The sequence below is a fragment of the Paenibacillus sp. VMFN-D1 genome (assembly GCF_003386155.1).
Taxonomy (GTDB): domain Bacteria; phylum Bacillota; class Bacilli; order Paenibacillales; family Paenibacillaceae; genus Paenibacillus_AQ; species Paenibacillus_AQ favisporus.
Map to the genome: position 1 here is coordinate 15,237 of NZ_QRDU01000007.1, position 25,450 is coordinate 40,686.

Below are 25,450 nucleotides of genomic sequence, written 5' to 3' on the forward strand. Positions count from 1 at the left end.
GCGATGGCGAAGAGGGGAGCGGTGCTGCTGCTGTTGGTCATTCTTTGCGTGTATGAATATATCCGCACCGATACGCCGGACCAGAACCCTTATCTCATTACCGACTACAGCCGGCTTCATCCCGTTAAGGTTGACAGGGTGGTCAAAGGCAAGGAGGAGGAGCAGCTGGTCCGGCTGCTTCAGGAGGCAAAGGAGAAGCACCTTACCGTATCCATTGCGGGCCAGCGTCACAGTCAGGGAGGGCATACCTATTACAAGGACGGGATTGTCATCGATATGACCGATTACAACCGGGTCCTGTCGGTCGATCCGGATCAGCGGCAAATCCGTGTACAGGCCGGGGCCACATGGGAGCAGGTTCAGAAAGCCGTTAATCCGTACCATTTGTCCGTGAAGACGATGCAGTCGCAAAATATATTTACCGTTGGCGGCTCCATTAGCGTAAATGCGCATGGACGCGACATCCGGAGCGGTTCCCTGATCGGCAGCGTGGATTCGTTTCGGCTGCTGACCGCAGACGGTCAAATCCGCAGCGTCAGCAGAGAAGAGAACCCGGAATTATTTCGGCTGGCGCTCGGCGGGTACGGCCTGTTCGGCATGATCCTGGATGTGACGCTGAATTTGACGGAAGATGAAGTTTACCGGATGGAGAATGAGGCGATAAAGGTTGAGGATTACAGCCGGTATTTTCAGGAGAATGTACTTGGCGATCCCGATGTGAGAATGCATATTGCTAGAATTTCCGTTGCCCCGGACCGCTTCTTGACGGACATGTATGCCATCAATTATTCGGCAGATCCTGCGCTTCCGCTGGAAGATTACGATAAGCTCCGGACCCGCGAGCAGGGCGTCATTCCTAGCAAAATTATGTTCAGTCTGAACCGGAGCAGCGATTGGGGAAAGAACGCGTTCTGGTCTATGCAGAAGCTGTATTTTACTAAGCAGCAAAATAAGGCGATCAGCCGAAACAATGCCATGCGCTCGGAGAGCGAATTTATGGAATACGGCCAGCCCGGCGCGAATGATCTGCTGCAGGAGTATTTTATTCCGGTGGATCAGTTTGCGGATTTCGTTCACGGGATGAAAGATATCGTGCGCGATCACAAGCTTCATTTGCTGAATATTACCGTCCGTTATGTCCAGGAAGATCACGAAGCCGTTCTCTCCTATGCCCAAGAAGACATGTTTGCCCTTGTATGCCTGTTTCACGTACCGTTATCGGAGCAAGGGCAGGCGCAAGTAAGGGAAGGAATTCGGGATCTGATCGATGAAGTGGAGTATAAGGGTGGAACCTATTATCTGCCTTATGCGGCATACCCTACGGTCGAGCAGTTTAGACGGGCCTATCCGGGGTACGAAGATTTTTTTCGGAAAAAGGATGAGTACGATCCACAGCACCTTTTTATGAACTATTTTTATGAACAATACAAAGGGGAGTAGGCCATGAACATGAGGTGGCTGATCCGATCCCAAAGCATGGTGACGCTTGCTTCCGGCATGATTTATCCTTATTATCTTTTGTTTCTGAAAAATCTGGGCAACAGCTATGCCAAATACGGATTGGCTTTTGCCGTGTTTACGATCAGCTCCGCGGCGTTCTCCCAATGGCTGGCCCCGAGGATCGACCATAGCGGACACCGGGTGCTGCTCATCAGCTCTCTTGGCATGATGCTGGCGATGCTGGCATTCCCCTGGGTCGAATCTTATGCGTGGGTACTGTTTCTCCAACTGGTCATGGGGTGCTGCAGTGCGATGCAAAAGATGAGCGAACGCCTGCTGCTTGCCGATCATACAGTCCAGGGGGAGCGGGGGCCCGTGATTGGTTCCTATCATTTCTGGACCTCAGCAGCATCCGGCTTCGCCGTCATTCTCGGCGGTTACCTGATCGACTGGCTGACGATCGACGCCTTATTTTATGCCAGTGCCTTCATGTATGGAATCAGTGCCTGGGCGGTTTGGAAAATGCGAAAGCCATGACGCTTACCCCAGCAAATGCGTCATGGCGATCATGGAAAGCAGGCCGAAAATAAAAGAAAAGGTCGAAGCCCGCTCGTTGCCGTCCCCGTGGCTCTCCGGGATGAGCTCTTTGTATACGACGAACAGCATGGCGCCGGCGGCAAAAGCCAATCCGTACGGGACGATACCGGCGAAAGAAGCGGTAAATTTCAGCCCGGCCCAGCAGGAGAGAAACTCCAGCCCGCCCGTAAGCGCGGCGAGAAGGAAGGCGTACCGCCTTCGCATGCCGTGCGTAACGAGGTAGAGCGCGGTCAGAAAGCCTTCGGGGATGTTTTGCAGGCCGATGCTCAGCGCCACGATCGTCCCCAGCTCCTGGTTGGGACTGCCGTAGCTGACGCCGACCGACAGCCCTTCGGGTAAATTGTGCAGCGCCATGGCCGACAGAAACATCCAGGATCCCGTTTGCGTGCTGTCGCTCCGCTTGATATCATGGGCCGGGTCCGTGTGTGGAATGAGCAGTTCCATCAGGGTCAAGGTCACCGTACCAAGGAGGATGCCGATCGTCAGCACCCACAAGTTCGACAGCTTGAGGGAGGACGGAATCAGCCCGTACGTCGAGGCGGCGACCATGATGCCTGCCGTGAAAGCGAGCAGGCTGTCTCTGCCCCGGTGGCTGATATTCGAAAACAGCAGGGCGGGAAGGGCTCCCGCCGCCGTACATAGGGAAGTCGCGAGGCTTCCCAGAATCATTGCGTTCACGCAGGCCTCCTGCTGCCAGCGGCTGATAGGTTTTGGTTTCCCCGAGTTCATACCGGAGAACCTCCGCAGCCGTCGGGCTTGTTCTTGTTTAATTTACAATATGAACAAGCCTGCTGAAGCATGACCTGGACAGGAGATTTATGCGCGGTCAAACAAAGAACCGTCCACCCACAGGGGCGAACGGTTCTTTGTTGTATCATGATGTGCTGCGCCGTACAAGCGTACGGCTTCGCACGGGTTTATTTTTCAGTAATCGTGACGCCGTCGATCGTAACTTTCTCGGTCGGGGTGCTTTCCTCGCCGCTAGGTCCGACGGTGACCGGGGTCTTGGCGATCTTCATCACGACATCCATACCCTTTGTGACTTTACCGAAAATGGTGTAGTTCGGCTGTTGGTTCAGATAATCGCTGTCCGCACCGGTGCAGATAAAGAACTGGCTGCCGTTCGTATCCGGTCCGGCGTTTGCCATGGCAACGATGCCCGGCTCGTATTTATAATTCGTTTTCTCATCCTCGAAAGAGTATCCCGGTCCGCCGGAGCCTGTTCCGGTCGGGTCACCGGTCTGTACCATGAACGTTTCGATGATCCGGTGGAAAATGACCCCGTTGTAAAAGCCTTCCTTGGACAGGAACACGAAGTTGTTGACCGTCTTCGGCGCGTCCTTGGCGAACAGCTCGATCGTAAACGTGCCTTTGGACGTTTTGACTTCAGCCTCGTACTTTTTGTTCTGGTCGATCTGCATGGCAGGCGGGCTTGTCCAGCTCTTTTGCTGCTGACCGGAAGCCGAGGTGGAGCTGTCCGTGGAGGATTCCGATCCTGTCGTGCCGGACGATGACGAATTGCCGGAGGTCTGGTCCGTCGTCTGTTCTGTAGCTTGTCCTCCGGATGTGTCCTTCGATGCGTCCTCGTCGCTGTTTTTCTTGCCGCATCCGCCAAGCGCAAGCGCCGCTGTCAGCACGAGCACGAGCGGAAGCGTGAATGTCTTCAGTTTCATGAAATTGAGGTTCACTCCTTTGTGCAATCTGGTTTAATCATAGCGATTTTTGCGGATAAAATCCACTTTGGCAGCAGCTGGATCACGTAAGGCTTTTGCTGCATACGGAACATTCCATGAAACTTCGCGGCATGCTATGACGTTTATTACATATAACAACAGATCGCAGACTGGAAACGGAGGGAACGTGATGTTTGAAGAAGCCAACCGTCAGTTGACCAAGCTGAAAGAGGACATCCGGAACAAAACGAAGTATGAAAACCGGATGCAGGAACTGTCGCGGGAACTGAGAGAGCAGCAGGACGAAGCCGAGCGCTGGAAGCTCAGGCTTGCCGATGAGGAGAAGGACGTGGAGCGCCTGACGGGGACTTCGCTCTCCGGTTTGTTTTACAGCATGATCGGCCGGAAAGAGGAGAAGCTGGAGCGGGAGCAGCTGGAAGTGCTGGAGGTCAAGGCAAAATACGATATGGCTGCACGCAGCGTGGTTGATATCCAAAACGACCTGCAGGAGCTGGAGCGGAAGTTCCAGGAGGTTCGTTACGCGGAGTTTGAATATGAGAAGATTCTGGACGAGAAAGAAAAAGTGATTTTACAGAACAACGCAGAGCTGGCGGCACTCGCCGAAGAACAGGCCGACCTGTCGGTCCAGCTCAAGGAATTGAAAGAAGCGGTGCGTGCGGGTGAGGCCGTACTGGAGGATCTGGAGCGGGCGGATGACAGTTTGGGCTCGGCCGGGAATTGGGGCACCTACGACATGCTCGGCGGCGGCATGATCTCCACGCATATGAAGCACAGCCGCATTGATGAGGCGATGGAACACATTGAATCAGCACAGTTCAGCCTGCGCCGGTTCGGCAAAGAGCTGAAGGATGTGCAGATGGCGCTGGATATCGAAATCGGGATCGGGAGCTTTCTGAAATTTTCGGATTATTTCTTCGACGGCTTCATATCCGACTGGCTCGTGCAGGGGAGAATCCGGGACACCCAGGATGAGGTGCAGGAGAAAATATCCGAGGTGGAGCGGATTGTCCGCCGCTTGGAAGGGGAGTATTCACGCCTCGATACCCGGCTGGCGGATACGAAGCGGAAATACGAGTCGATCATTGAGTTGGCAGAGTAGCATCACACGCTGTAAAAGAGCGCTATGCTGAACGTAATATCATAAGCGCATGAAAAAAAGCCGCCGGTCACTGCTCGAAAAGAGCAAGCCGGGCGGCTTTTCATTTGACTTAACCTTGGCATAAAAGGCGCTGCTACATTTCCAACGTTGAAGTAAATGTGAAGTACATCTATTTTGCAGCAGCCAATGCCTGAATAGATCAACAGCGAATGCACCGCCAGCGCTAAAAGCTCTAAGGCGAAGGCTTCCACTCCACACTCTGAAGCAGCTGATGCTTCATCAGCGCCAGCACGAAGTCCACGTAGTATTCCTTCCGTACGATCGCACCGTACTCGTGATTTTTATAGACATAAAACAAGGCGTCCGTGTAGATATCATTGTCCTCGAAAAAGCGTCTGATCTGCTTGAGCCGAGCCAGATAAGGCTCTTCCTGCAGCAGCCGGATGCGGAACTCCGCGTCCTGCTCGTTGACGCTTTCCGTAATCTGAATGATGCTCGGGTCGTAACGATACTCCAGCATAAGTTGATCCTCCTTCGCACGTGTCAATTTGCGCTGCTTCCAGGGCTGTCATGTCCTTGTTCAGAAGCATCCGCGCCACCAGCTGCCCCCAATCTGCAGCAACACCATCGCCCCCAACTGCCTTCGGCCGCTACATCAAATACCGAAGATACACGTATGCGCTGGCCAGAACGATGGACAGCAGCATCATCGGAAAACCGAGCTTCAGAAACTGGGCGAACTTGATCGGATATCCTTCCTTGGCGGCCATGCCGGCCACGATCAGGTTGGCGCTCGCACCGATCAGGGAGCCGTTGCCTCCCAGGCAGGCGCCCAGGGCCAAGCTCCACCACAGCGGCTCCAAATTGCTGATGCCAAGGCTGCCCATGTCCTGGATCATCGGGATCATGGTCGCGACAAACGGAATGTTGTCGATAAAAGCAGACGCGATTGCGCTCATCCACAGGATGAGCATCGACGTTGCCGCGACATCACCGCCGGTGAGATCGGTAGCTTTTTCCGCAAGGGTGGCGATGACCCCTGTTTCGATCAGGCCGGCCACCAGCACGAACAATCCCACGAAGAAAAAGATCGTCGGCCATTCGACCTTGGCAAAAGCCTCCTCCAGCATATGCTCGCCTGTCAGCAGAAGCAGCAGGAAAGCACCGGCGAGGGCGACGGTGGCCGACTCAAGGTGAACCAGCTGGTGAAGGAAAAAGCCAATGATCGTCAGACCCATCACCGTGAGGCATTTGATCAGGAGCTTGCGGTCGGTGAGCAGCTCTTTTTCATCCAGATCCATAATGCTCTGCATCAGTTCCGGCGTCGTCTTGATCTGTTTGCGGAACATGAGAATAAATAGCGGAATAAATACGGCGAGAATGATCACCGCAATGGGCGCCAAATTATTGATAAAGGCGACAAAAGTCAGCTCCTTCACCGCGCTGCCGATCATAATGTTGGGCGGGTCACCGATCAGGGTGGCGGTGCCGCCGACGTTGGACGCCATGATCTGGGTGATCAGAAACGGCGTCGGGTTAACCCGCAGCTGCCGGGTAATGCTGAGCGTGACGGGAACCATAAGCAGAACGGTGGTCACGTTGTCGAGAAACGCCGATCCGATCGCGGTAATCAGAATCAGCGCCACCATGATGGCGACAGGCCGGCCCTTGGCCTTTTTCGCGGCCCATACGGCAATGAATTTGAATAGTCCCGTCTCAGCTGTAATATTGACGATGATCATCATGCCGACGAGCAGGCCGAGCGTGTTGAAATCGATATGATGAATCGCGGACTCCTGGCTGACGATGCCGAATATGACCATGAGCGCACCGCCGATCATCGCCACGATCGTCCGGTGAATTTTTTCCGCGATAATAAATGCGTAAACAATGAGAAAAATACCAATAGCCAGTATTGCTTGCTGTTCCATAGCGTGCCTCCCCATCCTGTATATGTGTGAGTCATTAAAGTCTGAGCCCGGGCCTGGATGAATGAAAAAGATCGGCATGCCGTATATCGTATCCAGATCTCTACATTTTTACCGGGACTTCAAAATCGACGCGTCTATCCTCCTTTACATCCAGATGGAGGAGTGCATGGCGGACCCGCACAACGAATGAGAGGGAAAAAAGACAAAAGGAGCCCGCACATGGCAGGCTCCTCCAATTGAATTCTATTTGATTGAAATGTAAAAACTTGCTCTCATTCTGAAAGGTAAACCGGAAATCGGTTTACAATAATTATAAAGTGTTCGCGCGATCTTGTAAACAACCGTCGGATATCCGGCACAAAATGGAGCACGTAAGGAGCAGATTATGAACAAAAAATGGTGGAAAGAAGCCGTAGTGTATCAAATCTATCCGATCAGCTTCCTCGACACGAACAGTGACGGCAAGGGGGATCTGCTCGGCATTATATCGAGACTGGATTACTTGAAGGACCTGGGGGTGGACGTGATCTGGATCTGCCCGATCTATAAGTCCCCCAATCACGATAACGGATACGATATCAGCGACTACTGCGACATTATGGACGAGTTTGGCACGATGGAGGAGTTTGACCGTCTGCTGCGGGAGGCGCATGCGCGCGGTCTCAAAATCATGATGGACCTCGTCCTGAACCACACCTCGGACGAGCACCCATGGTTTATCGAGTCACGGTCGAGCAAGGATAATCCGAAACGGGATTTTTATATATGGCGTAAAGGCAAAGACGGACATCCGCCGAACAACTGGGAGTCCTATTTCAGCGGCTCGGTCTGGGAATACGACGAGAAGACAGGCGAGTATTATCTCCATCTGTACTCCAAGCACCAGCCGGACCTGAACTGGGAAAATCAGAAGGTGATCGACAGCATGCATGAAATGGTGGAATGGTGGCTCAAAAAAGGCGTGGACGGCTTCCGGTTCGATGCGATCGCGCATATTGTCAAGGCGGTCGGCCTGCCGGACGGGGACAACCCGGACCAGCTGCCTACGGTGCGCGCCTATGAATTGTTTTCCAACCTGGAAAATGTGCACACCCTGCTGAACAACCTGTATGAACGGGTACTGTTCCACTATGACATCATGACCGTCGGCGAGACGTCGGGTCTGGGTCCGGAGCAGGCGCTCAGCTATGTCGGGGATACGCGCAACGAGCTGAACATGGTGTTCCAGTTCGAGCATATGCAGCTCGATGCTGGTTCTTCCGGTTCCGGCAAGTGGGATATTCGTCCCTGGAACCTGCTGGAGCTGAAAAAGGTCATCAGCGGGTGGCAGACGGTGCTGCACGGCAAGGGCTGGAATGCGAATTATTGGTGCAACCACGATCAGCCGAGATCGGTGTCCCGGTTCGGGGACGACCAGAAGTACCGGGTGGAGTCGGCGAAGATGCTGGCGACCTTCCTCCACATGCTCGAAGGAACGCCGTATATTTACCAAGGCGAGGAGATCGGCATGACGAACATCTCCTTCGCCTCGATTGACGATTACCGTGACGTGGAAACGCTGAATTACTATGAGGAGCAGCTGGATCAGGGCGTGCCCGAAGAGCAGGTTATGCAGGCGATTTGGAAAAAAAGCCGGGACAACGCCCGTACGCCGATGCAGTGGACCAATGGGGAGCATGCAGGCTTTACGCGCGGCACGCCGTGGATCGAAGTGAACTCAAACTATCCGCTGATCAATGTGGAGGATGCGATTAAGGATCCGAACTCGATCTACCATTACTATAAAAAGCTTATCGCCCTCCGCAAGCAGCATGAAGTGATCGTGTACGGCGAATACAAGCTGCTGCTTCCGCTCGACAAGGAGCTGTATGTGTATACCCGTACGCTGGAGGACCAGTGTCTCCTGGTCATCCTGAACTTTTTCGGAGGCGAGCCGGTGCTGAAGCTGCCGGCGGAGCTCGTGCCGGAGGCCAAGCAGCTGCTGATCTCCAACTACCCCATCAAGGGGGAGGAGGATCTCGGGAATTTGAAGCTGCGGCCGTATGAAGCGAGAGTGTACCTCATGATGACACCCGCCCCTTGACTTCATGGCGCAAACTTGGTAAATTTACTTCATCCTATAACAAGGGAGAGATTTTGATGACGGTGGTTGTTCTTAACTAATCAAACTCCATATCGACTGTATGACACGAAGACAGGCGAGGAATGCCCGGGAGGGCACTCTTTCTTTCAATGCGCCTCTTTGCAGAATGCAGTCTTGGAAATAGTTAAGAACACGCGAAGCATCAAACGACAATCCCTTGCGGACTGTTTGAAACCTTTGTGATCCGAATCGGTGGAGCGTTGGCCGCTCGACCGTTGTCATGCCGGATACGGGCCGCCGCTTAATGGGCGGCTGGCTCTCCGGCGTACAGGACCGTGCTCTTTGCAGCACGGTTTTTTTGCGTACCGCAAAGGCAGCAGACAAAGGCAGTCCGGCAGACCAGGGGCAGGAATCGCATGCGCGTATTCTCTGCCCCTTTTTGCGTTGCCATAGGAAGATATAACAAGAAACAGGAGGATGAACTACCAATGGATCAAACGACGATGATCATGCTGGAATACGACAAAATGAAGGAAGCGTTGAGAGACTACGCGGTTTCGTATGAAGGACGCAGGCATATCGATGAATTGGAGCCGCTGACCACGGCCAGTGCAGTCCGCAGGGCGCTGGATGAGACGGCGGAAGCCAAGGCGCTGCTGGATAAAGGGGCCAGTGTCCCGCTGCCATCCCTGGAAGGGATTGACCGGATCGTCTCCCTGCTTCATACAGGGTACCTGTTCGACGAGCAGGATTTTACCGCGGTCCATACGTTTCTGCACAGCTGCGGGCAGCTGCGTAAGTACATGGCGGGGAAGCGCGACATCGCGCCGGGCATCAGCTCCTATGCTTCCTCGATGCAGGAGCTGGCGAAGCTGAAGAGCGAAATTGAGCGCTGCATCCGGTTTGGCCGGGTGGACGATCAAGCCAGCAAAAACCTGGAGCGCGTCCGCAAGAAGATCGCCATCGTGAAGGAGCGAATTCAGAAAAAGATCGCCGCGATTCTGTCCAGGCACGGCTCGATTTTGCAGGAAAACCTGGTCAGCGTCCGGGGCGGCCGGTACGTCATTCCGGTCAAGCGGGAGTATCACAAAACGATCAAGGGCTCGGTGCTCGACCAGTCGACGAGCGGGCAGACCGTCTTTGTGGAGCCGGAGGAGGTCGCCCATCTTCAAAGCGAGCTTGGCATGCACGAAGCGGATGAGGCCCGGGAGGAAGGCATCGTGCTGAGCGCGTTGACCGGGCTGCTTGAAGCGGCATCGGCCGATCTGCTGCTGAACATCGATATTACGGGAACGTACGATTTTATTTTTGCCAAAGCAAAATACAGCCGCACCTTGGGCGGGAACAATGTTCTTCTTAGCGACAGCGGGCGCATCAAGGTAAGCGGAGCGCGGCATCCGTTCATGCTGAAGACGATGGTGCCGCTGCGGCTGGAGCTGGGCGGTGGTTACCGCTCGCTGATCATTACCGGGCCGAATACCGGCGGCAAGACGGTGGCGCTCAAGACGCTCGGGCTGCTCACCCTGATGGTGCAGTCGGGTCTGCTCGTGCCGGTGGAGGAAGGCAGCACGTTCACTGTATTCACTAAAGTGCTGTCGGCCATCGGGGACGGGCAGAGCATCGAGCAGTCGCTCAGCACCTTTTCCGCCCAAATTAAGCGCCTAATCGGGATGGTCGATGCGGCGGACCGCCATACCCTGCTGCTGATTGACGAGCTGGCGGCCGGAACCGATCCGGGGGAAGGGATGTCCCTGTCGATCGCCATTCTGGAAGAGCTCAGCAACAGAGGCGCCATGATCATGGTCACGACGCATTTTAACGAGCTGAAGACGTTTGCGGCACGGACGCCGGGCTTCCAGAATGCCCGGATGGAGTTCGATGTCGAGACGCTGGAGCCGCTTTACCGGCTGACGATCGGAGAGGCGGGGCAGAGCTACGCGATTCAAATCGCCACAAAGCTGGGGATGACAGCAGGCATTATCGAGCGGTCGCAGGAAATTTTGCAGAGGCAGAAGCCACTGCCTGCCCTGCAGCCCGATGCAGCCGAGGAACATCCCATTGTTCAAACGGAGTCTGAGCAGATGGAGGATACAGCTCAGTCCTCCGACCCACTTGAAGCCAACGAGGGCGATGGAGCAGGGAGCCGGGATCAGGCGGATGAGGATCAGGAGCAAGCATCGGCCGCGCCCGTGCGCAAGCTTGAGGTAGGTGACGCTGTCTATGTCAGCTCCTATGGGCGAACCGGCATCGTCTACGAGCCGGAGGACGCCATGGGCATGGTAGGGGTCATGATCCAGAAGGAGAAGATCCGGATCAACCAGAAGCGGCTCAAGCTGTTCATTGAGAAGAGCGAGCTGTACCCCGAGGACTACGATTTCGACATTATTTTTGAGTCCAAGGAGAACCGGAAGAAGAGCAAGCTGATGAACCGCAAGCATGTCGAGGGGCTGTCCATCATTCGCGATTCCGACTCGAAGCCCTAAATTGTGAATCGGGTTACGGAAGAAATAAATGTTAAAAAAAGCGGATAAATGCCCTTCCGGTAGCGGTTAAATTCCTGCGAAACGGGTAATTGGAAGATGACAAGACCTGACATCATTCGTGCAGACCATGAGGCAAAAGATATAGATCAGAAAGTCAAGTGGAGGGAGAAACGATGGAACCAGACAAAAGAGGCCGGGACTCAGGCCCGGCCGGATCCAATGTGACCGAGCAGGACGTGCTGACCCAGCTGGGAGGCGAGTCCGAAACGCAGGAGAGCAAGCATAAAATGCAGCTGTGGACCAAGGAAGACTACCTGCGGTCCCAGCGGGAAATCGATCAGATTAACCGGGATTTAAAGGCGGCCATCGAGGAAGGCCATCACCCGGGTGCTCCGCAGGTTCAGCGGATCATCCGCAGGCATTATGAATGGATGAGCCGTTATTATACGCCGTCGGCAATGGTATATATCGGATTGGGAAACTTATATGTGGAACAGACCGAGCACAAGCAGCTGTTTACGGCATACCATCCGCAGCTTCCCGTTTTTTTACGGGACGGGATGATCATATTCGCCGAGCGCGAGCTGAAGTAAGGAAGATGAACAAGGGTGAGCACAACAAGCCCGCCTGGCCGATGAATGGCCGGGCGGGCTTCTGCCGTATACGGGGGAGCATTTGTTCATTTCATGGGGTCGGATCCGAGAACTGACTTTACCAAAAGGCGTTAATTAATGGCCGCTTCAACCGTCTCGTCCGGCTCGAGCAGCACGTAAATGCCCGGGTTCAGCTGCAGCGCCGTTCCTTCCGGAAGGTTCGAATATGTCTCCACTTTGGTAAACGGCCCGCTCGAAGGCGGCGCAGGGACGTAGTCCGGGAGGATCTCTTTTCCGCCGGCACGGATCACCGATTGCGATACCCCTTTAAAAGTCGGGTCCTCAGAGGAAGACTTCACGATCAACTGGCTGCCCTTCAGATAGTAGGTGAACGTGACCTTCCGTCCGTCCAGATCCATCTGCACCTGCTGCTCGGTGGCAGTCGGCGCGGCCAAATCGTACCAATGCTTCGAAAGATCCCTTTTTGTAATTTCCAAACCTGAGAAGATAAGCTTCATCGGTTCCCCCGACCAGTCTTTGAACCATGTCGGCGACTCAAAGCGCAGGTAGCCTTCATCCAAATATTCCCGGTGCCGGATCTTCTCGTACATGCCGGTATGATAGTCATCGCCTTCGATGCGCCGGTCCCCCAGCTGCAGGGATACTTTCGTAAAGCGTCTCACGCCCTCAGTCCAGTCATTGGAAGCCTGCCTGTATGGGATTCGGATCTGAAGCGGCGTGATGACCAGCTGTTTCAGGTTCAAATTGACGTTGGCGGCCTGTTCCTCATTTGCCGGGAGCGGTTTGCTGTAAATGGCTTCGCTGGCCTTGCTGCCGTCTGCGTTGAAGTCAAAAGCCCAGGTTCCCGCTACTCTCTTGACCTCCTGCAAATAGGTCAGGTGAAGCTTGGCTCCCTTCCAGTCCCGTTCCGGAATGGTGAAGGTCGACTGGCACAGCAAATCGTTACCGTCCGGGGGCAGGACCGCCCGGGACACGCTTTGATACGTGTGCGAACCGGAGGTGATCACCAGGTGGGGGTCCAGATCGCCTGGATCCTCAAGCGGTGACGTCAGGGCATACCGGATGGTCAATTGGTCGTTTTTCCGGACGATCGATTGGATCTCCACAGCCGCGAAGCCGCCTGCAGACGACGATGGAGCCAGCATGGAACCTTCGGCAATATTTCCCGAAAGAGGCAGATCGTCATATTGGTAAAATACCAGGTTGCTGGCGTCCAAGTGCATGCTCCGTTTAGACTTCTTCAGCTCATCCTGCAGCTCGAACATCCCTTTCAGGGTATCTTTTTCCTCATCGCGCTTGAGCAAAACGTTTGGCTCGGCGTCTTTTCCCTTGGAATCGGACAGGGAGACGGATTCGAAATCGACAGCGTCATAATCCGGAAGGCCCGGAACCTGCATCGTAAAAAGCACATCCATCTGCTCGCCGTCGGTCACGACGCCGTGCAGCTTCATCGTTGTGCCCGACTGCCGGGCACTCAAATCCAGCGGCTCGCCAAAGCCGTGCTGAATGGCATTGTTCACACCCGGCCGTCCCCACAAGTCCCAGCCCGGGTTTATGGCTGCAAACACGGGAACGGCTACCGCCAAGAAGACTACAGCGGAAGCGGCCGCCGGAACCCACTTGCGGGTCACCGATGACCTATTTACAGTCGAAGACTGGCCTGAACGCCGTCGCCCAACTTCCTCCTCGATCGTGCTCCACATCGCTTCAAAATCGGGAGCGGGCTCAGGCTTTCGTGAAATGGCCCGTTCCATCTGTTCCAAGCTGAATCGGTTCATCGTCGTTCTCTCCTTTCATGAGGGGGCAGGAGGGCTTAGCGATATATTTTCTCATGAGCGAAAGCCCCTTATTGATTCTGGATTTGACGGTCCCCAAGGGAACGCCGATCATGTCGGCGATCTCCTGCTGGGACAGCCCGTTAATGTAACGGAGAATCATCACCATCCGAATGTTCGCAGGAAGCCGTCCGTAGAGCCGGGACAGCTCTAAGGCCAGTTCCCGCCCTTCGACGGTTTCCTCGACCGAATGCGGGACAGCCGCCAGATGCCGATAGGAAAAGAGCTTTTCCTTGATGACGCCCGCTTTCGAGCGGCGAAGCGAGTTTTTGCACAGATTCGCGGCGATTTGAATAAGCCAGCGCCGGATATCCTGAATAGAGCTCCGGTCCGCGAGCAGTGCCCGGATAAACGTCTCCTGGCAGAGGTCTTCGGCATCTTCCCTGCGCTGCATCATATAGTAGCAAAAGCTGTAGACATCCCGGTTAAAGGTCTCGAACAGCTCTTTGTCCGTCATTGCCTCACCTTCCTTGACATGCAAAGATCCATGGAACCGATGCCGGCCGGCGGTTGTTCCATCTGACCATAAGACAAACAACGCCGTGTTTTCGTTCATAATCTTATCATGCAGGAATGGAAAAAAGCGGTCTTCCGCATTATAAGCAGAAGACCGCTTTATTTTCCCAGGATCCTATATTACAGCTGTGCCGTCAAAATACCGGCAAACTGTTCGAGAAACTGCCGCTCATCTTGGTCAAACCGCCCTTTCAGCGGGCTGTCGATATCGAGTACGCCGATCAGGCGCTCTCCCTGGACCAGCGGAACGACGATCTCACTGTTCGAGGCGGCATCGCAGGCGATATGCCCGGGAAACTCATGCACGTCATCGACCACAATCGTTCTCCGCTCGGCTGCCGCTGTACCGCATACCCCTTTACCCAAAGGAATGCGGATGCAGGCCGGGAGCCCCTGAAACGGTCCGAGAACCAGCTCAGTTCCATCGAAAAGATAGAAACCAACCCAATTTATGTCAGGAAGGAAGCTGTTCAGCAGGGCCGAGGCGTTGGCTAGATTGGCAATGGAGCTGGGCTCATCATGGATGAGCGACTTAAGCTGTTCGAGGACGGCTGCAAATTGGTCATTCCGGTTTCCTTCGTAGGGAAGGGCTTGAAACATGACGATCCACCTCATTTCTGTCTTTTAACCGTTGGTTAATTATAAAAGATAGTATACAGGAATTCCTCCCACGTCAAGTAAAATTCCTCCCTCTAAAAGTAATGGTCATTTCCTGTGAAGCCTGCTGATTCCGGCGTCCGTCATGGCTTAAACAGGGATTCGTATTGTTTCCCGGCAGCGGAAGAAGGGTAAACAATGGTAATGACAGGCTCATTTTTACAGGCGTTCGCCGGAAGGAGAGGAATCTATGCGTGCAGACGTACAAAATTTATTCATGAGTATCCACATGCTTTACCATGCCCATCACCATGACTTGACCATCCGTGATATGCAGCCCGTGCTGGAGGCGCACGGCTACAAGGTGGGGGAACGGGAAGTGAAGCAGCAGCTGGAGCGCCTGACCGAATTGAACTTTCTGACGGCTCACGGCGATGAATACAGCTTGACCGGAACGGGAATCGGGGAGTTCAAGGAAATTCAGGTCATGCTTCAGAAGCTGTGCGGGGAAGTGCTGGCACCCCTTGAAGAAACGGAGAGCGCGAATGCCGGTGCATAACGCCCAGGCTTCCAAGATCAACTTCCTGCCACCTAGAATCGTTACCGCATCTTAGAATGGAGGGAATGAATATGCACAAATGGTTGACTACGGTTTCGACGACAAGCCCGGTGCGGGTGCTGGCGGCGGAGCTGCCCGATGCAGGGACTGAGCACAGCGCGCACGGAGCATGGTATTGGTTGTCCTATGCGCTGGCGATTCTTGTGTTCGGATTTGCTATATATGTCATGATTGGAGCGCGTTTGAAGCGCCGGCTCAGTCGTTTGAAGCATACGCTGTCGGATGAATTGGTAAAGGTCAACGGCACCCTGGTAGCCGAAAAATCCTCGGAATTAACAGAGGAAAGAGCCGGCCAATATGCGCAGTCCCATATCCGCAGGCTGACGGATTTGAGGGACCGGCTGAGATCGGACGTGGATGAACTGAGCGAGCTGGACGTTTCCGTATTCGACCTGAAGGGATTAAACCAAGCGATCAGTCATTACAACGCGGAGAAAATGAGCATCCAGGAAGACTTCGCGGCAGAGGAGAGCAAGCAGTACAGGATGCGATAAGGCTGGCTTCATGTTCAGAAAATGGAAAAGCCCCTTGGTCCGAAGGAGAGGAGTCCGGAGTCCAAGGGGTTTTTTTGAGTTGTAATTAATGTTGTGAGCTGGTGCAGAAGTCTTACATATTAAATTCCGGCTGAGGAAGCCCCGCCTGCACAGGCTCTTCCACAAGCTCCTCGGCCTGTTCCGTCTGCATGGCAGGTACGGCGCCTTCCATCACGTCGCGGACAAATTCCTGCACGGCTTTTTTATACAGCTCCGGGTTGACCCCCAGCGCATTGCCGTGGGAGGCTCCTTCAACGAGAAGAAGCCGTTTCATTCCCTCTTTGGCGGCAAACAGTTCCTCGCTCATCTCCGTCGGGATATAGCGGTCCCGTGTACCATGGATAAACATGACGGGAACGTGGCTGTACCGGGCGGAACGGACAGGGCTGACCTGATTCAGCGTAAAGCCTGCTTTCCGGAACAGTCTGCGGTCGACGAGCGGAAGGAACACAGCCGCGGGTATACGGTTCAGTGCCTGCATTTGATGATGCATCAGGCGCGTGAGATCGGAATAAGGGCAGTCGGCGATGACAAAGGCGGCGTCCGTGTGAGGCAGCGACAGGTATTCCAGCACGGTGCCTCCTCCAAGCGACATGCCGTGCAGGCCGACGACCGAGTCACTGCCGTACGTGGCGCGTATCCACCGGATCCAGGAGTCGATGTCGTGCTTTTCGTGGAACCCGTAGGTCGTATATTTGCCTTCGCTTTTTCCGTGCCGGCGCAGGTCGATCAGAAGTGTGTTGAACCCATCTTCCCGGAAAATGTCCATAAAGGGAATCGATGCCGGAAGCGAGGCGGTATATCCATGGACGAGAATGACGAAACGGTTGGAGCCCGAAGGGTGCGGTATGAGCATGCCGTTCAGCTTCAGTCCGTCATAGCTCGTAATCTGAACCTCCTCCTTGGGCAGCGACTCAAAGTAGTCTTGCTTGAACAGCCCGACCTGCTCCATGGCTTGAAAGGTCTGCTCGTACGTGAGGGCTTTCATCTGCGTCATTTGATAAAAGGCGTAACGTGTAATTCCCATCGCGGCCAGAACAGCGGCAAAAACGACAATAACGGCAGTCTGCCACTCCATAAGATATTCCCCCCTTATTTTCATACAATTACGGTAAAAGTAGTATCACCGGAACGTTTCAAGTCAACTCATATTTTCATGAAAAAGATCACTACGGGCTGTCATGTAATTGATTTTGTTACAATTTATTTAACAATTCCCGATTTGACCGGTTTTGGAAGCGGTTCTTTCTGGTCATCGGCGGGGGGAGATGCTAGAATAACCTAGAGAAGAAGTGTTAAGTAACTTACATTAAGGAAGAACTAAAGACCCAAATGCCAAGGCGCCTCAGCTTTAGTTCACAGGAAAGGAGACGTCAGGCTTCGTGAAACCGAAGAAGAAGCAAGTCAACACCGTGGCCCAACGTAAAGCCCAGCGGGCAGCGCAGGAGAAACGCATGAAGCGGATCATGTGGATTACAGGTGCATGTATCGTCGTGCTGGTCCTGCTGCTGGTGTTCATTCGGCCGCAATCCAAGGAAGCATCGTTTGATTACAGCTCGCTCCCGGTGCTGGGAAATCCGGAAGCCCCGATCAAGATCGTGGAGATGGGCGACTACAAGTGCCCGGCCTGCCAGTATTTCAGTCAGGACATCGAGCCGAGCCTGCAGAAGGATTTTATCGATTCCGGTAAAGCCGCGCTCTATTTCATGAATTACCTTATCATCAGTCCGAATGCGGACTCCAACACGGCTGCACTGGCCGCGCAATCGGTGTTCCATCAGAACAAGGATGAATTTTGGAAGTACTACCATGTACTCTTCGACAACCAGCAGGATGAAAAAACCGAGTGGGCAACGCCCGAGTTTCTGGTGAAGCTGGCCCGCGACAATAACATCAAAGTGGATTACGATCAGCTTAGCAAGGACATCGAGGAGAAGACGTACCAGGATGAAGTGGACAGCCATATGGCTACCGGCAATAAGCTTCGCGTGAACAGCACGCCAACGCTGTACGTGAACGGCGAGAAGGTAGCGGAGAATGTCACGCTCGATTACAACGCACTCAAGAGCTATTTGGATAAAAAGTCGGCTGACACCGACAAGTAAGGGGAGTTTCGGATGGAAGGCAACCGTTTCATTGCGTTCATCAAGCCCTACAGCCTGTATTTTGCCTGGATCGTGTCCCTTATCGCCACGGGAGGCAGCCTGTATTTAAGCGAAGTGATGCACTACGAACCGTGCAGGCTGTGCTGGTTCCAGCGGATATTCATGTATCCGGAAGTGATTCTGCTCGGGATCGCCAGCTATAAAAATGACCGTAAAATCATTCCTTATGCGGTGACCCTCAGCGCGATCGGCGGCTGCATCTCGATCTATCATTATGCGGAGCAGAAGATTCCGGCGCTTGCCAATGCACTGCCGTGCAAGGTAGGCATTCCCTGCAATTTCGATTATTTGAACTGGTTTGGCTTCATTACGATCCCGCTTCTGGCATTGATTGCTTTTATTTTTATCATTGCGTTTCTGCTGATGGGAAGAACGGAAGCACAGCAATAATGGTGTAAAATACAGCGATGGACAAGCACTCCGGCTGCAGCCCTCCTCACGGACACAGGGGAAGCGCCGAAGTGCTTTTTGCATTCATATGGCAGAAACCGGGAGGGCAGGCGCTCTTGTGCTGCAGGGGGCAGGCGTTGTACATTGATAATATTGCAAAGTACACGAAAGGGGCGCGTTTGGATGAGCTATCAATGCAGCGGGCATATTCCCGAGCTTAAAGGGCCGCGGATCCGGCTGCGTCCGCTCGAGGAAGGCGACGCCCCGGCACTGTATGCGTGCTGGACCGACGATAAGGTGCGGAAGTATTCGGATCTTCCGGACCTGCCGGACGAAGCGGCGGCAGCGGAGCTCATCCGGCTGCTGAACCGTTTGTCGGCCACCGAGGATGGGCTCCGCTGGGGAATTCTCCTGCCGGAGGCCGGGATCATCGGCAGCTGCGGTTTTAATTGGTGGCAGCTGGAGGGTGCCTACCGGGGAGAAATCGGCTGCGAGCTTGCGAGGCCCCATTGGGGAAAGGGCTACATGCGCGAAGCGATCGGTCTGATGCTCGGATTCGGCTATCGGACCATGGGCCTCAACCGGATCGAAGCGCTGACCGATCCGCGGAATGAACGGGCCGTCCGTCTGTTCGGGTCCCTTGGATTCATGGCCGAAGGTCGGCTGAGACAGTACCGCCATACGGCTTCAGGCTTTCACGATGCACTGCTCCATTCGCTGCTGCTTGAAGAGTGGGAGCAGGCCGAGTATAACAAATTTTAGATCAAGGAGGAGCGATCAAACGATGATCCTATCGTATCAAGGGGGAGGCTCGCCGCTGCACCGCATCGACCCGCTCAGCAAGCTCGTGGTCCTGCTATGTATCGCCGTGCTGACGATGCGTTTGCACACATCGGCAGGGCAGGCACTGCTGCTGCTGGCGGCCTCGTTCATGGCCCGAACGGCAGGCGGAATCAGCTGGAGAAGGCAGTGGAAAGCGATGGCTTTCCTGATCGGTTTTGCGGTTCCGTACTTTGTACTGACCCTGCTGACCGTACCCGGCAGCCATACCATCTGGCAGTTCGGCGTGCTGCACGTCACGACGGAGGGAGCCGATGCGGCCGGGTCAGTCACGCTGCGTATGTTTACGGTTTTTCTCTCATCCTTTGTCTACATGGTCACGACCGATCCCGGCGATCTTGTCACCGCGTTAACCCGGCGGATGAAGGTTCCTTACCGGTTCGCCTTCGGCATTTCGATGGCGCTCACGTTTTTGCCTTTGCTTCAAGAAGAAGGGAGAAGCATCTCGGCTGCCCATCAGGTCAGGGGAGCGGCACGCCCCAAGGGAATCAAGCAGCGTTTAGGCTGGTGGAAGGTGTTTGTGTCCGCCATTTTGCATAATGCCGTGCGCCGGATTCAGCAAACCGCGGGAGCGATGGAAGCCAAAGGCTTTGGCGCATATCCCGAGCGTACGTTTTTAAGGGAACAGCAGCCGTCTGCAGCCGGGCAAATTATGGCGGTTGGGGCCGTGCTGATTACCGCGGCATTGTGGTGGTATATCCATATTGTTAACCTGTAATTTATTTTTAGGTTGACGTTTCGAATCCGATCATGCACAATAGCAGGGAGGCCTGGCCATGCGAGTCCTCAAGGGTAAGAAATCCCACCATTTTCCTGATTAGGAGTTGACATGAGATGGAAACTTTATCACAATCAAAGAGACGTGTTGTCCCGTTTACGACGCTGGACATCGTGCTGATGGCGATGCTGGCCACGGCGAACGCGGTATTGACCTTTTATTTATCTTACATTAATAAAATGCTGAACAGCCTGGGCGGGCCCGTGGCGACCTCTACCATCGTCGGCGTGTACATGGTGTACGGCCTGCTGGCCTATTACATTATCCGCAAGCCGGGAACCGCGGCAATTACATACGGAATCGGCGGCGCGATCCAGTGCTTCGTAGGCAATACGTACGGGATTGCGGCGAGCATCGTAGCGGCGCTGTGTTATCTGGTTGTGGCGGAGGCCGTATTTTTTCTGCTTCGTTACAAACGCTGGAATGCCGGTGCGATGATGCTGGTTGGCGGCGCGATGGTGCCGATCTGGTTCATTTGCGCGGCGAACATGTTCGGGTATACGTCCTGGAGCTTTCAGGTGCTGGCAATAACGATGGTGGTGCGGATCATCAGCGGTATCGTGCTGTGCGGCCTGCTCACCAAGGTGCTCGGGGATATGCTTCAGCGGAGCGGAATGCTTAAACGTTTTGCCATTGGCAGAAAGGCTTCTGCGGATGCAGGGAACTTCCATTGAGCTGACGGAGCTTTCTTATTGGTACGAAGATGTGGAGCAGCCTGCGCTCCGCGGCGTGTCGCTCACGATTCCCGCAGGACAGTTTACGGCGGTGATCGGACCGGGCGGCAGCGGCAAGTCTACCTTGTGCCAGCTGCTTAGCGGCTATCTTCCGCGCAGCGGAGGCGGCCGCCGGGAAGGGAAAGTGCGGCTGGACACGATTGACCCGGCGGAAGCTCCGATCGCTGAGATCGCCAAGGTGGCCGGCATCGTGTTCCAGGATCCCGACGCCCAGCTGGTGAGGGGCGTCGTCGAGGATGAGGCCGCGTTCGGGCCCGAGAATCTCCGCGTGCCGCCGGCGGAGATCGAGTCCCGCGTGGCCGAGGCGCTGGCGGCGGTGAACCTGACCGCCCGCCGCCGCTCCCCGGTGCGCGAGCTGTCCGGCGGACAGCGCCAGCGCACCGCCATCGCCGCGGTGCTGTCGCTGTCTCCGCGGATGATCGTCTTCGACGATGCATCCGCCAGCCTCGACCCCGCGGCGCAGGCGCAGTTCGTGCAGCTCTGCCGCAGGCTGCACGCCGAGGGCCGGACCGTCGTCACGGTGTCCGGCCGCTTCGACGATGCCGCGCGCGCTGCGGAGCGCGTCATCGTCCTGGACGGCGGCGCAGTCCTGCTGGACGGAGCGCCGCAGGAGCTGCTGCGCACCAGCCGTGATCGGCTGGCGCAGCTCGGCGTGCTGCCCCCGTGGGAGGGGGCAGCGGAAGCCGGCGGCCCGGCAGGTGGCCGCCGCGAGAGCGCCGGCCTGGTGACGGCGCCGGCGCAGAGGCCGCCGGATGCGGATTGCCCCGGCGGTGACTCAGGTTCCGGACCGCTGCTGGAGGTCCGGAACCTGAGCTACACCTACCCCAGAGGCCAGGAAGCGCTCCGGGACGTCTCGTTTGCGATGAATCCGGGAGCGTGGTGCATGCTGACCGGTGAGAACGGTTCGGGCAAAACGACGCTCACCCGCCTCCTGATGGGCCTGCTGCCGGTTCCTTCCCGTTCGGTATACTGGAAGGGGCGGGACGTATCCGGTATGCCGGTTCATCAGCTGGCCGGGGACATCGGATACGTATTCCAGCAGCCGGAGCATCAATTCGTGGAGCATACGGTGTGGGATGAGCTCGTGTACGGGCTGCGGGTTCGAAGCGGCTGGCGCCGGCGGCAAGCTGAACTGACGCCTGAGCAGACCGAAGCGGCCGAGGCGCTGCTTGCGGCTGCCGGGCTGAGCGGGCGTCGTCAAGACTCCCCATACCTGCTCAGCCAGGGTGAGAAGAAGCTGCTCAGCGTCATCGGCCAGCTGATCCAGCCGAAAGCCCTCTACATTCTCGATGAGCCTACGTCGGGCATCGATTACCGCGCCGCGCAGCGGCTGCTGAAGCTGTGCCGGGGTGCCGCCGCCCGGGGCGCTGCCCTGCTCATGATTACCCACGACCCCCGCCTGGTGGAGGAGGATGCTTCTTTCGTGCTCCGGCTCGATCAAGGCAAGGTCGAAGATTACCGGCAGTTGGGCCGGAATCAGGAACTTATTCATGTACGATCATAGGCAGGAAGATTTCATTTGAGTGACGGTTGAATGATCGGCTACGCCTGAAACTTTATGCCTTTATATTTTTAATAAACCCTATGCATCCGCCCAGTCTGAAAAGCGGTCTCTTGCCGGAGGCCATTTTTCGTGCACTGGGTGGATACGTTTCGTTATAAGGAAACTTTGTCAAAAGGGGAGAAAGGATACAAATAACGTGAATCGATCTGAACAATTGCCTGGAAAGCAGAGCCGGAACTGGATTCTGGCCGGCATCCTCGTATCCACGTTCTTGTCGGCCATCGAAGGAACCGTAACGGGACCGGCCGGTCCGGCCATCATCAGCAGCTTTGGCGGCATGAAGCTCCTCAGCTGGATTTTTACGGCCTACCTGCTGACCATGGCTGTATCCACTCCGATTTTCGGTAAAATCAGCGACCTGTACGGCCGCAAACCGGTATTTCAAATCGGATCTCTGCTGTTTGTCCTGGGATCGCTGCTGTGCGGCTTCTCGCAAAGTATGGGACAGTTGATCGCGTTCCGGGCCATTCAGGGCATCGGAGCGGGGGCGGTCATTCCGGTCACTTTTACGATTATCGGGGACGTCTACCGGATTGAAGAACGTGCCAAAATCCAGGGACTCATCAGCTCGGTCTGGGGCATTGCCTCCCTGATCGGACCGCTCATCGGCGGATACTTTGTCGACTATTTGAATTGGCGCTGGATTTTCGGCTTTAACGTGCCGTTCGGGCTGCTGTCCATGTGGATGATCGCCCGCCATTTCCACGAGCAGCGGCAGGAGCGTGCCGAAACGCATGTCGATTTCGCGGGTGCCGGAACGTTTACGGTGGGGATGACGGCGCTGCTGTTTGCGCTGGCGACCGGCGGGCAGTTTTTTGCCTGGTCCTCGGTGTGGATCGTGCTCTGCATCGTGCTTGCGCTGGTTTTCCTGGCTGCCTTTATCGTGGTGGAGGCCCGGGCGAAGGAGCCGATGCTGCCGCTGAAGCTGTTCAGGATCCGCGACATTTCCGTGTCCACTGTCGCCGCCATGCTGACCAGCGCGCTGCTGATCGGCCTCACGACGTATACGCCGCTCTGGATTCAAGGGGTCATGGGCAAAAATGCCACGATGTCCGGGCTGACGATGGCGCCGATGTCGATCGGCTGGCTGTTCGGCTCCGTAGCGGGGAGCCGGCTCATTCTTACCGCCGGTTCGCGGAAAACGACGCTGATCGGCCTGGCCGGCATCGTGATCGGGGCTCTCGGGTTAGCCTGGATCGGCGAGGGGACGCCGCATTACGTGATTTTGATGTTTACCTTTATCTACGGCCTCGGCTTCGGATATTCCAACACGGTGTTCACGATTATTGCACAGTCCTCGGTGGGTTACTCGCTTCGCGGCGCTTCGACGGCGCTGAATACCTTTATCCGGTCGCTGGGCCAGACGGTCGGCGTCGCTGTCTTTGGATCACTGATCAACTTGACGCTGGCCGGGCGGCTCGCCGATACTCCCGGACTGGAGCGGGTCGGCCAAGAAGAGGTCAACCAGCTGTTGACTCCGGAAGGCAGCGCATCGCTACCTAAGGAGTTGTGGAGCGAGCTGAGGCATATTCTTGAGGGGAGCCTCCATTCCCTGTATGTCGTGATGGCTGTCATCGCTGTTGTAAGCCTTCTGATCGTGCTCGGACTGCGAAATACGGTTCCTTCAGCCGGTCCGGAGGAAGAGGAGGAAGGAGCGCGGGAAGGCGCGAATGGATAAAACCTCATAGTCTATCGCAGTAAGGATTCTTCGATGTCCGGAGAATCCTTGTTTTTTTTTGGAATCCCTGGGCTCGCCAATACCGTAACATCGTCATTGTTCCAGCCGTCCTTTTCTAGTAAGATAATGGGAAAATCTTATGGGGGGATGGGCAGTGATTCAGTATCCGCAAATGGAAAAAGGGGCTGTCGTCGGTGTGACGGCTCCCTCCTCGGGCATAGAGCCCGGTCTGCACGACATGTTCCGCACGGCCGTCAGCCGTATGGAGGAGAGGGGCTATCACATACGAGTCGGCGAGACGGTCTGGACGCAGCACAAGGCCAAGTCCGCTCCGGCCAAAATCCGTGCCGAGGAGCTGAACGAGATGCTCGGGGATCCCCAAATTGGTGCGATCATTCCTCCGTGGGGCGGGGAACTGCTCATCGAAGTGCTGGATCGGGTGGACTTTGACCGCATGCTGCGGAAATGGATTCTCGGCTATTCGGACCTCAGCGTCCTTCTTCTGGCCATCACCTTGAAGACGGGAATCGCCACCGCTCACGGGCTCAATTTCGTCGACCTGCGGGGGACGTATTCGGATGACACCTCGGCTATGTGGGAGACCGTGCTGACGGCCAAGCCGGGCGATCGGATTGCTCAGCAGGCATCGGCCAAATACCAGAAGGAGTGGCGTCATGACGATCCGAGCCCATGCGTCTTCCATCTGACGGAGCCGACGGTGTGGAAGACGGTTTCGGGCCGGCCGGAGTCTCTGCAGGGCCGGCTGCTCGGGGGATGCGTCGACGTTATCCGCCATTTGATCGGCACGCCTTACGGGGATGTGGCAGCATTCCGGGAGCGCCATATTCCGGGCGAACCTCTCCTCTGGTATTTGGAGAACTGCGAGCTGAACACAGCCGATCTGCGCAGGTCTCTTGTTCAGATGAAGTATGCCGGCTGGTTCGAAGGCTGCGCCGGGCTGATGTTCGGCCGGAGCGCGGCCAACCGTCCCATGGAAGGATACACGGTGGAGGATGTATACCAGGAGCTGTCGGAAGAACTGGGCGTACCGGTCATTTACGATATCGACTGCGGTCACGTGCCGCCGCAAATGACGTTGGTGAACGGCGCTTATGCCGAAGTGAAGGCGGTTGGCGGCGGCGGAACGCTGGTCCAGTATTTTAAATAAGCCCGCCGGCTGTAGTATCGATTTCAGTCCCGGGACGTATGGATTATCGGGTGAACTTTTCATATAGTTAAATTATGCAGGGTCGGGACGCA

General features: G+C 55.6%; 24 protein-coding genes. 16 read left to right on the top strand and 8 right to left on the bottom strand.

Annotation, left to right across the window (positions count from 1 at the left end; translation table 11 throughout):
- The first annotated feature begins 3 nt into the window (after positions 1-3).
- Both C7820_RS30720 and C7820_RS30725 read left to right on the top strand, forming a co-directional pair.
- Positions 4-1,440, top strand: coding sequence for an FAD-binding oxidoreductase (locus tag C7820_RS30720; protein WP_116234281.1), 1,437 nt, complete (start codon positions 4-6; stop codon positions 1,438-1,440).
- A 3-nt stretch (positions 1,441-1,443) separates the two neighbouring features.
- On the top strand, positions 1,444-1,977 hold the full coding sequence (locus C7820_RS30725) for an MFS transporter (protein WP_116234282.1): 534 nt from the start codon (positions 1,444-1,446) through the stop codon (positions 1,975-1,977).
- A 3-nt stretch (positions 1,978-1,980) separates the two neighbouring features.
- Here the strand turns inward: C7820_RS30725 and C7820_RS30730 are convergent, their stop codons facing one another.
- Positions 1,981-2,715 carry a ZIP family metal transporter gene (locus tag C7820_RS30730; protein WP_116234355.1) on the bottom strand — a complete coding sequence of 245 codons (735 nt, stop codon included), beginning with the start codon at positions 2,713-2,715 and terminating at the stop codon, positions 1,981-1,983.
- Between the two features lie 239 nt (positions 2,716-2,954).
- The gene (locus tag C7820_RS30735) at positions 2,955-3,710 is read right to left on the bottom strand and encodes a peptidylprolyl isomerase (RefSeq protein WP_116234283.1); all 756 of its coding nucleotides are present in this window, start codon (positions 3,708-3,710) and stop codon (positions 2,955-2,957) included.
- Between the two features lie 190 nt (positions 3,711-3,900).
- On the opposite strand from C7820_RS30735, the gene C7820_RS30740 reads away from it, so the two are divergent.
- Positions 3,901-4,830, top strand: a complete 930-nt coding sequence (locus C7820_RS30740) for a hypothetical protein (RefSeq protein ID WP_116234284.1) — start codon at positions 3,901-3,903, stop codon at positions 4,828-4,830.
- Positions 4,831-5,062: 232 nt separating this feature from the next.
- Here the strand turns inward: C7820_RS30740 and C7820_RS30745 are convergent, their stop codons facing one another.
- On the bottom strand, positions 5,063-5,350 hold the full coding sequence (locus C7820_RS30745) for a hypothetical protein (RefSeq protein ID WP_076175948.1): 288 nt from the start codon (positions 5,348-5,350) through the stop codon (positions 5,063-5,065).
- Positions 5,351-5,480: 130 nt separating this feature from the next.
- Positions 5,481-6,776 carry an ArsB/NhaD family transporter gene (locus C7820_RS30750; protein WP_116234356.1) on the bottom strand — a complete coding sequence of 432 codons (1,296 nt, stop codon included), beginning with the start codon at positions 6,774-6,776 and terminating at the stop codon, positions 5,481-5,483.
- 370 nt (positions 6,777-7,146) lie between these two features.
- Here C7820_RS30750 and C7820_RS30755 point away from each other — a divergent pair, with 370 nt between their 5' ends.
- From C7820_RS30755 to C7820_RS30765, 3 genes are all read left to right on the top strand, one after another.
- Entirely contained in the window at positions 7,147-8,844 is a 1,698-nt protein-coding gene (locus tag C7820_RS30755; protein WP_116234285.1) for a glycoside hydrolase family 13 protein, read from the top strand.
- 488 nt (positions 8,845-9,332) lie between these two features.
- Complete coding sequence (locus C7820_RS30760) at positions 9,333-11,327, top strand: endonuclease MutS2 (protein WP_116234286.1); 1,995 nt, start codon at positions 9,333-9,335, stop codon at positions 11,325-11,327.
- Between the two features lie 173 nt (positions 11,328-11,500).
- The gene (locus C7820_RS30765; RefSeq protein ID WP_116234287.1) at positions 11,501-11,920 is read left to right on the top strand and encodes a TipAS antibiotic-recognition domain-containing protein; all 420 of its coding nucleotides are present in this window, start codon (positions 11,501-11,503) and stop codon (positions 11,918-11,920) included.
- 131 nt (positions 11,921-12,051) lie between these two features.
- Here C7820_RS30765 and C7820_RS30770 read toward each other — a convergent pair whose 3' ends face one another.
- The 3 genes from C7820_RS30770 to C7820_RS30780 form a co-directional block, all read right to left on the bottom strand.
- Positions 12,052-13,719 (bottom strand): DUF4179 domain-containing protein, encoded by a 1,668-nt coding sequence (locus C7820_RS30770; RefSeq protein ID WP_116234288.1) that lies wholly within the window; start codon positions 13,717-13,719, stop codon positions 12,052-12,054.
- Positions 13,667-14,233 (bottom strand): RNA polymerase sigma factor, encoded by a 567-nt coding sequence (locus tag C7820_RS30775; protein ID WP_116234289.1) that lies wholly within the window; start codon positions 14,231-14,233, stop codon positions 13,667-13,669. The genes C7820_RS30770 and C7820_RS30775 overlap by 53 nt, the downstream gene beginning before the upstream one ends.
- Positions 14,234-14,412: 179 nt before the next feature.
- Positions 14,413-14,892, bottom strand: a complete 480-nt coding sequence (locus tag C7820_RS30780; protein WP_076175928.1) for a GAF domain-containing protein — start codon at positions 14,890-14,892, stop codon at positions 14,413-14,415.
- A 247-nt stretch (positions 14,893-15,139) separates the two neighbouring features.
- Here C7820_RS30780 and C7820_RS30785 point away from each other — a divergent pair, with 247 nt between their 5' ends.
- Together C7820_RS30785 and C7820_RS30790 are read left to right on the top strand one after the other, a co-directional pair.
- Positions 15,140-15,448 (top strand): hypothetical protein, encoded by a 309-nt coding sequence (locus C7820_RS30785; protein ID WP_076175925.1) that lies wholly within the window; start codon positions 15,140-15,142, stop codon positions 15,446-15,448.
- Between the two features lie 71 nt (positions 15,449-15,519).
- Entirely contained in the window at positions 15,520-16,002 is a 483-nt protein-coding gene (locus C7820_RS30790; protein WP_116234290.1) for a hypothetical protein, read from the top strand.
- 112 nt (positions 16,003-16,114) lie between these two features.
- On the opposite strand, the gene C7820_RS30795 is transcribed toward C7820_RS30790, so the two are convergent.
- Positions 16,115-17,119 carry an alpha/beta hydrolase gene (locus C7820_RS30795; RefSeq protein ID WP_116234291.1) on the bottom strand — a complete coding sequence of 335 codons (1,005 nt, stop codon included), beginning with the start codon at positions 17,117-17,119 and terminating at the stop codon, positions 16,115-16,117.
- 304 nt (positions 17,120-17,423) lie between these two features.
- On the opposite strand from C7820_RS30795, the gene C7820_RS30800 reads away from it, so the two are divergent.
- The 8 genes from C7820_RS30800 to C7820_RS30835 all read left to right on the top strand — a co-directional run bounded on the left by C7820_RS30800 (position 17,424) and on the right by C7820_RS30835 (position 25,358).
- Positions 17,424-18,146, top strand: coding sequence for a thioredoxin domain-containing protein (locus C7820_RS30800; protein ID WP_240913486.1), 723 nt, complete (start codon positions 17,424-17,426; stop codon positions 18,144-18,146).
- A 12-nt stretch (positions 18,147-18,158) separates the two neighbouring features.
- The gene (locus C7820_RS30805; RefSeq protein WP_076175915.1) at positions 18,159-18,596 is read left to right on the top strand and encodes a disulfide oxidoreductase; all 438 of its coding nucleotides are present in this window, start codon (positions 18,159-18,161) and stop codon (positions 18,594-18,596) included.
- 183 nt (positions 18,597-18,779) lie between these two features.
- Positions 18,780-19,358: a GNAT family N-acetyltransferase gene (locus C7820_RS30810; RefSeq protein ID WP_116234292.1), complete on the top strand. Its 579-nt coding sequence runs from the start codon at positions 18,780-18,782 to the stop codon at positions 19,356-19,358.
- Between the two features lie 22 nt (positions 19,359-19,380).
- On the top strand, positions 19,381-20,154 hold the full coding sequence (locus C7820_RS30815) for an energy-coupling factor transporter transmembrane component T family protein (protein WP_116234293.1): 774 nt from the start codon (positions 19,381-19,383) through the stop codon (positions 20,152-20,154).
- A 116-nt stretch (positions 20,155-20,270) separates the two neighbouring features.
- Positions 20,271-20,888, top strand: a complete 618-nt coding sequence (locus C7820_RS30820; RefSeq protein ID WP_116234294.1) for an ECF transporter S component — start codon at positions 20,271-20,273, stop codon at positions 20,886-20,888.
- A complete protein-coding gene (locus C7820_RS30825) occupies positions 20,869-22,452 on the top strand; it encodes an ABC transporter ATP-binding protein (RefSeq protein ID WP_116234295.1) in 1,584 nt (527 codons plus the stop codon). Before C7820_RS30820 ends, C7820_RS30825 begins: the two co-directional genes overlap by 20 nt.
- A gap of 196 nt (positions 22,453-22,648) precedes the next feature.
- The gene (locus tag C7820_RS30830) at positions 22,649-24,190 is read left to right on the top strand and encodes an MDR family MFS transporter (protein ID WP_258875601.1); all 1,542 of its coding nucleotides are present in this window, start codon (positions 22,649-22,651) and stop codon (positions 24,188-24,190) included.
- Positions 24,191-24,344: 154 nt separating this feature from the next.
- The gene (locus C7820_RS30835) at positions 24,345-25,358 is read left to right on the top strand and encodes a S66 family peptidase (protein WP_116234297.1); all 1,014 of its coding nucleotides are present in this window, start codon (positions 24,345-24,347) and stop codon (positions 25,356-25,358) included.
- Positions 25,359-25,450: the final 92 nt, after the last annotated feature.